Below are 11,411 nucleotides of genomic sequence, written 5' to 3' on the forward strand. Positions count from 1 at the left end.
AAGCTACATCCATGTAGCGTCCTTGTCAAAATCAATAACGCAGCATGTAAGCCTTTTAAATTCGCCCTTTGGGAGCTTGCTCGATGTACATTAACATCGTTAAATTTATTTGATTTAGAATGACTAGACCTAAACAAATTCGCCTTGTTATTGCACATCGAGCATAGCTCTGAGTTGGGAAGAAATTTAATCAAATTGGTATTAGTTAACTCATTTGCATAATATGAAGTATAATTGTTTACACAGAAATGATAATAGCGAATTTATCAATTAACTTTTACACATAGGTAATAATAAATGCAATGGCAAGGTATTAGTGAATTTGTTGGTGTTGCCGAGACTGAAAGCTTTACCTTAGCAGCTAAAAATCTTGCGCTTTCAACCGCCCAAATCAGTCGGCAAATTACCGCTTTGGAAAAACGATTACAAGTAAAGTTACTTTATCGAACTACTCGTAAGGTGTCTCTAACCCAAGAGGGAAGTTTATTTTATCAACATTGTCGTGCAGTACTCGATGGCCTAGCGCTTGCGGAAACAACAATCACTAACTTACAAGCCACTCCGCAAGGTATAATAAAGCTGACCGCTTCAGTTACCTACGGCGAACAACAAATATTGCCACTGATTAATAACTTTCTTCTACAATATCCCGATATTCAAGTCTCTGCGCATTTAACAAATCAAAAAATTGATTTGGTGGAAGGAGGTTACGATTTAGCTATTAGGTTAGGTAAACTCCATGACTCAACGTTAATGGCAAAAAAATTAGCGCAGCGAACCAATTATGTTTGCGCCGCTCCCGCTTATATTAATAAGTATGGTACACCACATACCTTATCAGAATTAAGTAAACATAACTGCTTACTTGGCACTATGGACTATTGGCGTTTTTTAGAAAATAACAAAGACAAAAATGTGCGCGTTAGCGGTAGTATACGTGTTAATAGTGGTTATGGGTTAATGGACGCTGCATTAAAAGGGGTTGGTATGGTGCAGTTACCAGATTATTACGTTAAACAGTATATTGAAACGGGGCAGTTAATTACCGTACTTGATCACTACCGAGAGCCCGATGAAGGCATTTGGGCGGTTTATCCTAATAATAGACAGTTATCGACTAAAATAAGACTGTTAGTTGACTATCTAACTGAACAGTTAAGTTGATACTTAACCTCTACTAACTTATTGAAAAAGTAGTTATATGCTTTCACCAAACGGCAATGCCTTTTTGTAATGCCTTTGTCATTTTAACTAAACAAAAAATAAGTTAATATACGCCACTTACTATAATCTAGTAAGTTTAGAGGCAACTCCTAGCAAGTAACCACTTACCCGCTACACAACTAATAACTGACATAAAACGATAAAGGAACATCATGAATATAACGAAATGGCTTATAGTGATTATTATATTAACACTCACTATTTTTGGTTTGTATAGCTATAAATCATCTTTACAACAAGCTGCCAACGAGCAAGCTGCTATGATGCCCGAGCCTGCAGCTACCGTAACCGCCATTAACGTTACTAACATGCTTTATCAAAAAATGATTAAAGTCAGCGGTGAAGTACAAGCCTTTAAGTTTTTAATGCTAAATAATGAGCTTGCTGGCGAAATTACTCGTTTAAATGCCCCATCAGGTGCAACAGTAAAAAAAGGTCAGGTATTACTTGCCCTTGATCACCGCAACGAAGATGCACAGTTATTAGCAGCTAAAGCGACTTTATTACTGCGCCAGCAAACACTAGACCGTAATATTGCGCTACAAAAAAATCGTGGTATTAGTGAAGATAAAGTTGATGAAGCACGTGCTGCAGTGCAAATTGCCCAAGCAGACATCAGTATTATTGAAACAGCCATTGATAAAAAAACCTTAATAGCCCCTTTTAATGCCAATGTAGGTATTCATACTTTAGAAGTCGGTCAATATTTAGATAAAAATAGCCAAGTAATGGAGTTGGTAGGCGTTAATGACTTCACTTGGGTAGATTTTAACTTACCACAAATTTATCAAGAATTAAGCTTAGGCTCAGTTGTTAACATTATGCCTATTACGGCTAATAGCCGAACTGAAAACTTGTCGGCCAAAATTATTGCTATCGATCCAAAGTTATCACGTAGCTCACGCCATTTAAAATATCGTGCCCAAATTAATTCACATGATATTACGCTCAAGCCAAATACACTGGTCTCAGTTATTGTACCTATCAGCAAACAAGCTAGTTTCCCCGCAGTGCCTGACTTAGCGATAAAGCGTGACGCATTAGGTAGTTATGTTTTTGTGCTAGAACCTGCCGAACAAGGCAGTTATCGCGCCAAACAGGTACCTGTTAAGTTGGGTGAGCGCCAAGGTGATACCGTTATGATCCTTGAAGGCGTAGAGCAAGGACAATTAATCGCTAACAAAGGCGCATTTAAATTATTCCCAGGTATGAAAGTCTACCTTGCTCAAGAGACCAACGATACAAGTGCACCTGCTGATACCAGTAAGCAACAATAAGGGATTATCATGCAAGAAAATAAATCATCGATAATGGACATTTTTGTTAAGCGTCCAGTGGTTGCGATTGTCTTATCTATCATCATTTGTATTGCTGGCATTTGGTCAGCCACTAAAATTCCGGTACTACAGTTCCCTAAAATTGACAGCGCTTCTTTGGTGATTGAAACCTATTACATTGGCGCCTCTGCAGATGTAGTACAAGGTTATATCACTGAACCTATTGAGCGTGTTGCTGCAACCGTTCCGGGTGTTGAATACGTTGATTCAACCAGTACTTCTGGTAGCTCTAAAGTTACCGCCTGGCTACAATTAAATCAAAACCCAACCTTAGCACTGGCTGAATTAACCGCTAGACTTAGCCAAATACGATTTGAATTACCGCAAGGCGCGCAAGACCCTATGGTATCGGTTAGACGTGCCGATCGCCCTTTCGCAGTATTTTATTTAAATGTTCAAGCCAATGGCAATGATTTATCACTAGTCACTGACTATTTAACCCGCCAAGTTAATCCCGTACTAAACGCGATTGAAGGTGTACAGCGTGTTGGTATTGAAGGGGCAAGAACGCCCGCTATGCGTGTTTGGTTAAATGCTGATGCATTACAGGTATTTAACTTAGGTGCTAACGATGTATATCAGGCGCTTGCCGCAAACAATACTATTGCCACCATGGGTTATGTCGAAAATAATCGCCAAAAAATAGATATTGTTGCCAATACACAACTAAGCAGTGTCGAAGAGTTTGAACAATTAGTCATCAGTGAAGTAGATGGTGCAAACATATATTTAAAAGATGTCGCTCAAATAGAGTTAGCTGCCGAAGATACTAACATAACCGCAAGGTTAAATGACGAAGATGCAGTTTATATTTCAATTTGGCCTTTACCAGGCGCCAATGAAATAGCCATTGGCGATCGATTATATGAAACGGTTGACGAGCTCAATAAAACCTTACCGCATGGGCTTTCTATCAACTACGCCTACGATGGTACTCTTTATATGCGTGATGCATTAAGTGAGATTTTCACCACGTTAATCGAAACGGTTATTTTAGTGGGCTTAGTTGTATTACTACTAATGGGCTCATTTAGAACGGCCATTGTCCCATTAATTACTATTCCTATTTCTATACTTGGCGCTATTGCAGCTATGTCGATGATGGGCTTTTCATTAAACCTATTAACCGTGTTAGCTATAGTATTATCGGTCGGTTTAGTGGTTGATGATGCCATTGTTGTGGTAGAGAATGTTGCCCGTTTGATGCGCCAAGGCATGTCAAAACTTGATGCCGCGCTACTTAGCTCTCGACAATTGTTAGTACCTATTATTTCAATGACCTTAACTCTCGCCGCGGTGTACGCACCTATTGGCTTCTTATCGGGTTTAACAGGGGTATTATTTAAAGAATTCGCGTTTACTCTCGCTATTGCCGTGATTATTTCAGGTATTGTAGCAATAACATTATCGCCAATTATGAGCGCTTATGCCTCTCCTAAAGGCGGCGAAGAGGGTTGGTTAACACGAAAAGTAAATCATCTTTTTGAAAAAGTACAACGCCGTTACACTAAGCTTTTACAGCAAACATTTAAATGGCAAGGCCAAGTCTTTTTAATCGCCATTGTGGTATCACTGCTTACTGTGCCATTTTATATGTACTCAAAAAAAGAGCTCGCGCCGATAGAAGACCAAGCAGCGGTCATGTTTGTTATTCAATCACCGCCTGACGCGTCATTAATCTATAGCGTTGAACAAATGAACCCCGTAGTTGAAAGCCTACAAGAAATTGAAGGTGGTAAAAAAGTCTGGCAAATTATCTTTGGTGGCGGCGGTTTTGGTGGTTTAGAGTTAGTCACTGCTGAACAACGTGATTACAGTGCACAATCATTAGTCCCTCAAATTTACGGTAAATTAGCGCAAATACCAGGGCTAAATATGTTTCCTATTTTGCCATCATCTTTACCTAGCTCAGGGCAATTTGAAATAGAAATGATTGTTAAATCCTCTGCCCCCTATAGCGAAATGAAGCAATACGCTGACCAACTGGTTGGTGCAGCCTTCGGTAGCGGTCAATTTCTTTACGCAGATACCGACTTAAAAATTGATTTACCGCAGGTAGAGTTGCAATTAAATCGCGATAATATTGCCGATTTAGGCATGAGTGTCGGCCAAGTGAGTGAGCAATTAGGCATATTATTATCAAGTAACTTTGTTAATCGTTTTGATGCGCAGGGTAAAGCTTATCGTGTTATTCCTATTGTTAATGATGATGTGCGCAGTAAAACAGAAGCTTTGCTTTCGTTAAACATAAAGTTACCTAACGGCGAATTAATACCCGTTTCTGCCGTTGCTGATTTACATTGGAAAACAGTACCAAGAGCATTAGGTACTTTTGCCCAGCAAGCCTCATTTAGAGTTTATGGAGCAGTTGCACCAGGTTCAAATAAAGAGCAAGCATTATCCACTATTGAAAATGTTGCCAAAGAAATATTACCCGCTGGTTACTCTATTGATTATGCAGGTGAGTCAAGACAATTACGTAAGGAAGGCAATACGCTTATTATGGTATTAGCCGTATCACTAGTTATTGTGTTTTTAGTACTTGCGATACAATTTAATAGCTTTAGAGATCCTTTAGTCGTGTTACTTGGTTGTGTACCCTTGGCATTATCTGGGGCGTTACTCATCCCTTATATTGAGTTAACCACTATTAATATTTACTCACAAATTGGCTTAATCACCTTAATCGGCTTAATTGCAAAAAATGGTATTTTAATTGTCGAGTTTGCCAATCATGCGCAAGAGCTTGGTATGAATAAGCTACAAGCTGTAATCGAAGCTGCAACAACCCGTTTACGTCCTATTTTAATGACAACAGCTGCCACTATTTTAGGGCATTTTCCATTGGTATTAGTGACCGGTGCGGGCGCAGAGGCACGTAATAGTATAGGTATTATATTAGTGGCAGGTATGTTTATTGGTACCGTTTTTACTTTATTAATTCTACCGAGCTTTTATTTATTGTTAGCAGAGAAAAGGCAAAAAATTATTAAGGAGCCGGAAGTTGAATTCAATGAAGAAATTATTGAAAAGTCACTTCATGTTTAGTGACTTAAATGCAAAGAATTTAAAAATTAACGCATTGTTATACCAGTTGATTTAGCTAAAATTTAATCAACCGAATAAAACCACCTAGAGAGTTTATCTAAGTGGTTTTTTTTGATCTACAATTTAATACCAATCTCACAAACTAAGTGATCATTTATACGGGCTAAAAGCACTAACTACAGCGTTATTTATTTAATAATTAGAACAACTAGTTATGTAAATAAATGCCTTGTATTTAATGATTTTATCTCCGTCTAAAATAGATCACTTAATTAATGAAACTGGTATAACCTCAAATCACGATAGGTCATATAATTTATGTTTACGTTTATTGTCATCATTGGTTTTGTTATTTTTTCCTATTTTACTTATCAGCAAAATAATAAAAAAAAGATTAAACAAGTACACCAAACTATTACCCGTGGTGTAAAAAAGCAGAATATACACAAACTGCAAACACAGTTTGATCATATCAAAGCACTCGATCCTAATTTTGATGAACACAAAATGATTATTCGTGTGGAAAATGCTTTTTATAAAATTAAGCAAGCATGGTCAGATCATGACATGTCATCGGTACGAGGTTTTATTACCGATGGTATTTTTCAGCGTTACAGTATTCAGTTTGATATTCAGAAAAAACATCAACGACATCGCAAACTGGTTGATCTTGCTATTCACCATTGTGAACTTGTCGGTATTGAAGCAGATAAGCGTTTTGAAACTTTACATTTTAAAATATCGAGTCAAGCACGCCATGTTACACTCAATACCCAGAAGTCCTCTGCCCAACAAATAACAAAACTTCCCGCTAGCAGCCACACAGTAGAATATTGGACTTACATTCGCTTACCTGGGGTAAAAACTCGAACTCAACCTGGCTTACTCGAGGGTATCTGTCCAAATTGTGGCTCAACACTATTACTCAATAAGTTTGAACAATGCCAAGCCTGTGATTCTTTAGTTACCTCAGGAGAATACGACTGGATATTAGCGAAAATAACCAAAGAAGAAGAATGGCGTTTTCAAAATGCTAAAAGACAAGTTAAAGGCGTGGCTGCCTATCAAGTCGTTGATCCGTTATTTAACTTAGCCGTTATTGAAGACAGAGTAAGCGTAATATTTTGGCGTTTACAAAAAGCTTGGTTAATACAAAACGCCGCACCATTACGTGCAGTCTCTGACTCGAACTATGTTAAGCATTTTGAACAAAATAAACTAAACGGTTACTACTTTGATGATATTGACTTAGGGCTTTGCGAAGTAAGTAGTGTAGAGTTTGGTAACAGTGTTAATGAAGCAAAGAACTCGACTGATACTTTTGATAAAGTATTTATATTAGTCAAATGGAAAGCTCGAAAAATATCTATTGATAATGGTCAATCCAACCCCTTAGGCTATTATGCTCACCATTTAACACTAAGCAGAAAAACCGGTGCAATCAGCAACAATAAACAAGGCTTACACTCGCTACATTGTCATAGTTGTGGCGCTCCGCAATCAGAAAAAGCCATAGATCACTGCCAATATTGCCAAACGCCTTTTAATCGAGGTGAGTTTGATTGGGTATTAACTGATTTCGCTCCGCATATAAACCGCGTAGTAGATTTAAAAGGTAAATCTTTTTCTATTGAGTCAGGTGCAAACAAAATAACGGATAAAATATTTGATCCTATTTCACTATTATCTGGCTTAGTATTAATATTACTAGCTGACGGAGAAAAGCATCCCAAAGAACAAGCTTTATTAAACGACTTTGTTAAAAATCGGAGGATTCCGCAACAGATATTAGATGAAATACTCGTTGCTGCTGAAAATGGTGAATTAACAATGTTAGCCCCCGATGAACAATTAGATGCTGCGGCATGGCTAATAAAAATGATTGAGATGTGTTTAATAGACGGTGAAATATCAACGCAAGAACATGAATTATTAGTCCTATTTGGTAAAAAATTTAATATTTTAGCAATAGAAATAGATATACGTATTAAAGAAACTCGCTCAAAATTATATCTTGATGCTAAGCGGGCTTTAACACAAGATGCTAGTATTAATGCAAACAGCAATGCTATTTAATCCTCCAATCAAGATTAGAACTAGGAATATGAATGAATATAATTGATCGAGTCAAATACGAAGGTCCTAGTGATGTTTTTGCATGGCGCTGGCCTCATGACAGCTTAGTGTGGGGCACGCAGGTTATTGTTAATCAGGCGCAACAAGCAGTATTTTACAAAAATGGTAAAGCGCTTGATGTGTTAGAACCCGGTCGTCACACTTTAAAAACCGCTAACATTCCCCTGCTGGAGCATATAGTCAATATTCCGTTTGGTAATGAAACTCCTTTTGCCGCTGAAGTTTACTTTGTAAATACAGCAGTAAACCTAGCAATGAAATGGGGAACGCAAGAGCCAATACCCGTTTTAGACCCTGTTTATAAAGTATTTGTCCCCGTTAGAGCATTTGGCCAATTTGGTATGCGGATTAACGACGCTAAAAAATTCGTTACTGAGCTTGTAGGTACCGTTGATGAGTTTGATGCGGAGCAAGTATGTGATTATTTTCGCGGCCACTTAATGAGTCGAATTAAAGATTTTATTGCCGCTAAAATTGTTAACGATGGAATGTCAGTATTAACTATAAGCACACAACTAAATGAAATGTCAGCCACACTTAAACATGATATTAGTGAAGAATTCACACGCTTTGGCATTGAAATTGTTAACTTTTACTTAAGCTCTATTAATGTTCCACAAGATGATGAAAGTGTGGTTAGCTTAAAAGCAATGCTTGCTAAAAAAGCTGAATTTGAACTATACGGCGAACATTACAATACCGTAAAAACATTTGATGTTGCCGAACAAGCCGCTTCTAACGAATCGGAGGGTAATGTTGCCGGAGCAGGTGTAGGCATGGGCGTTGGTATGGGCATTGGCAACCAAATGATGAATATGAGTGCCGACATGATGGGCACAGGCATTAAAAGCTCCGACGCACAACATAAAACAGTGTTTAATCAGACTACTCAAGACAGCACTGTTAGTTGTAGCAGCTGTCAACAATCATTGCCTGAAGGCGCCAAGTTTTGCTCTGATTGTGGTGGCAAAGCGAATACAGAGCAGAAAAACAAATTTTGCATAGGTTGTGGTAATGAAATACCTGCATTAGCAAAATTTTGTTCTAACTGTGGTACAAAACAACCATAAGTTTAGTGGTGAGTTAGAATCGATGTGCTATGCTTTGATTGTTTATAGGTATTAGTTATAAGCAAGATAATTAGGACTATTCTTTGGAAGTTTTTTACGCTGCCGTAATGACATTGAACGCTATATGCGCAATAGCTATCATGTTGTCCGGCATTCAAAAACAAGAAAAACATTTCTTAACATTGGCTGTGCTAAATGTTTCTATGTTTGGCTACCACTTTTTCTCTTGGCAACTACACACATCTACTACGCTCGAGACAATCACGCTAATGAGTAAGTACCAAACACTGCTCACAATTTCTGCTTTACCTTTGATGGTGCTTACATTTGGAAGTTGGTGTCATTTAAAATATACAAAGCAATTAACACTGACAGTGACAGTTATTTGTATCCCCTTTATTATTTTGAATTTTTTAGGGGATTCCTCAATACGATATACTGGACAAACAGAACTCATCCAATTTCAAAATATTTTTGGTGATAATATTTCTTTGTTAAGAGGTAAATCTAATCCCTTTCTTATTGGTCTTCATATATTATTCCTAGCTAATACTATTTTATTCTTTGTTTTTGCTTATAGCTTTTACAAACAAAAGAAAAGCCTCATGTCTGCTTTTCTCATGTTATTACTTATCAGCCAAATATTTGTAAACTATATTGATTATGAAATAGATAACCTAGAAATAGCATTATTTTATATTGGCGCTTTACCACTCACTATATTCTCAGTTCTTTGTCTTTTTTTAATTAGCTCAAGGTATAAAACTACCAGTGAAAAATTAAAGGTAGGTGAGCGACAAAAAGCAGCAATAGATGAAGCGTTAAACTCATTAGCCCAAGAAGTATCAGATACCGACAACATAAATTTTTATAATAAAACAACCTTTAATATCCAAAAGCTATTTAAAACCAAGTTTGTTTTTATTGGTATCTACACAAATGATGAGTCAGGGAGAAGAATTAAAACGATATCCGTTGTAAAAAATGGTGAGCTAGGTAAAAACTTTAGCTATTCATTAAAAGGAACCCCTTGTGATCAAGTTGTAGGGAAAAGCATCTGCTCTTATGAAAATAACGTAGATACACACTTTCCTAAAGATATATTATTACAAGATATGGGCATCAAAGCTTATGTAGGGCTACCATTATTTAATAGTGAAAAAAATCCGTTAGGGATAGTGTCATTACTGCATAACGAACCTTATCAAATAGATCCAAGTTTAAATAAAATATTAGACATTTATGGTGCTCGCATAGGCGCTGAATTAGCCAGGGATAATCTAGCTAAAAAATTAAAAATGCTTGCTTACTTTGATTATGTAACTAAATTACCTAATCGCGCCAATTTATTCGAGCAAATTAATTTAACCTTTGAGCGAAATACTGAAAATCAAACTAATTCATTATTAATACTCGTCGATATAGATAACTTTAAAGAAGTAAATAAGGTTTACGGTTATGATTTTTCTGATGATATTTTAAAAGAGATAGCTCACAGACTGAAAATTTACGCAGGCGAAAACATTTTTGTAGCTCGCAATGATGGCGATGAATTTGCCATATTAATTGACCAACTTAGCGGTGATAGAGCCTCTTTGATTGAAGTCAGTTGGCAAGCTATTTCTGCCGTGATCAAAGCGCCTATTAATATTAACAAGCAAGAAGTAAAAATAGAGTGTAGCGCTGGTGTTGTTATCTACCCATTACAAACTGATGATAATTATAGTGTAATTCGTTATGCCGAAAGTGCCTTACAGCAAGCCAAACACAACGGCAGAAATCAATACGCTGTTTTTGATAAAAATATTCAAGCGGTGTTTGAACGACAACAAATTATTTTAAAAGAAATACACAGGGCCATGCATGAAGATAATCAGTTATACATGGTGTACCAACCACAAACGAGTAGTGATGGTAAACTGTTAGGTGCTGAAGCTTTAATTCGATGGATAAACCCCAAATATGGCGTTATATCCCCTGCTGAATTTATTCCTATAGTCGAACAAACGGAAACCATATATGAGCTTGGTTATTGGGTGATTAAGCATGTATTTAAACAAATACAAACATGGAAGAATGAAAAAGCAGCAATACCTAAGCATATCTCAATTAACATCGCCGCTAGGCAATTATTACATGTAGATTTTGTCTCTAATCTCGTATTGCTGTGTGAAGAATACCAAGTGGCACCTGAACAAATAGTCTTAGAACTTACAGAATCGGGAATTTTACATGATACTTCCGTGGCTATAGCTAGTTTAAAAACCTTACAAAACCATGGTTTTATTATTGCATTAGACGATTTTGGTACCGGTTATTCATCTTTATCTTACTTAAAAGATCTACCGATTAATATATTAAAAATAGATAAATCTTTTGTTGATGATGTATTTTCCCCAAGCACTAAACAGTTAATTCAATCCATGATCTCAATCAGTAAGCATTTACAATTAGATATTATTGCTGAAGGCATGGAGTCGAAAGGACAAGTTGATGAATTAGATACTCTTGGTTGTAAAACTTTTCAAGGATATTTTTTCAGTAAACCAATAGCAGCCGATGAATTAGTGAATTGGCATTTTATACCAATCTGATT

At 36.8% G+C, this 11,411-nt stretch carries 6 protein-coding genes; all 6 read left to right on the forward strand.

The annotated features are described in order from the left end of the window. The first annotated feature begins 297 nt into the window (after positions 1-297). Positions 298-1,164, forward strand: coding sequence for a LysR family transcriptional regulator (locus KO502_RS02105; protein ID WP_216020910.1), 867 nt, complete (start codon positions 298-300; stop codon positions 1,162-1,164). A gap of 212 nt (positions 1,165-1,376) precedes the next feature. After that, positions 1,377-2,501 (forward strand): efflux RND transporter periplasmic adaptor subunit, encoded by a 1,125-nt coding sequence (locus KO502_RS02110; protein WP_216020911.1) that lies wholly within the window; start codon positions 1,377-1,379, stop codon positions 2,499-2,501. A 9-nt stretch (positions 2,502-2,510) separates the two neighbouring features. Continuing rightward, positions 2,511-5,609, forward strand: coding sequence for an efflux RND transporter permease subunit (locus KO502_RS02115; protein WP_216020912.1), 3,099 nt, complete (start codon positions 2,511-2,513; stop codon positions 5,607-5,609). A 318-nt stretch (positions 5,610-5,927) separates the two neighbouring features. Next, complete coding sequence (locus KO502_RS02120) at positions 5,928-7,685, forward strand: TIM44-like domain-containing protein (protein WP_216020913.1); 1,758 nt, start codon at positions 5,928-5,930, stop codon at positions 7,683-7,685. 32 nt (positions 7,686-7,717) lie between these two features. Beyond that, positions 7,718-8,815 carry an SPFH domain-containing protein gene (locus KO502_RS02125; RefSeq protein WP_216020914.1) on the forward strand — a complete coding sequence of 366 codons (1,098 nt, stop codon included), beginning with the start codon at positions 7,718-7,720 and terminating at the stop codon, positions 8,813-8,815. Between the two features lie 605 nt (positions 8,816-9,420). Beyond that, a complete protein-coding gene (locus KO502_RS02130) occupies positions 9,421-11,409 on the forward strand; it encodes an EAL domain-containing protein (RefSeq protein ID WP_216020915.1) in 1,989 nt (662 codons plus the stop codon). The last annotated feature ends 2 nt before the right edge of the window (positions 11,410-11,411 follow it).

It is taken from the genome of Colwellia sp. E2M01, assembly GCF_018860585.1.
GTDB lineage: Bacteria > Pseudomonadota > Gammaproteobacteria > Enterobacterales > Alteromonadaceae > Colwellia.

Bases quoted from the DNA above. Each gene is read 5' to 3' on its own strand.
- KO502_RS02105 (WP_216020910.1), top strand. From the start codon at position 298: ATGCAATGGCAAGGTATTAGTGAATTTGTTGGTGTTGCCGAGACTGAA.
- KO502_RS02110 (WP_216020911.1), top strand. From the start codon at position 1,377: ATGAATATAACGAAATGGCTTATAGTGATTATTATATTAACACTCACT.
- KO502_RS02115 (WP_216020912.1), top strand. From the start codon at position 2,511: ATGCAAGAAAATAAATCATCGATAATGGACATTTTTGTTAAGCGTCCA.
- KO502_RS02120 (WP_216020913.1), top strand. From the start codon at position 5,928: ATGTTTACGTTTATTGTCATCATTGGTTTTGTTATTTTTTCCTATTTT.
- KO502_RS02125 (WP_216020914.1), top strand. From the start codon at position 7,718: ATGAATATAATTGATCGAGTCAAATACGAAGGTCCTAGTGATGTTTTT.
- KO502_RS02130 (WP_216020915.1), top strand. From the start codon at position 9,421: ATGTCTGCTTTTCTCATGTTATTACTTATCAGCCAAATATTTGTAAAC.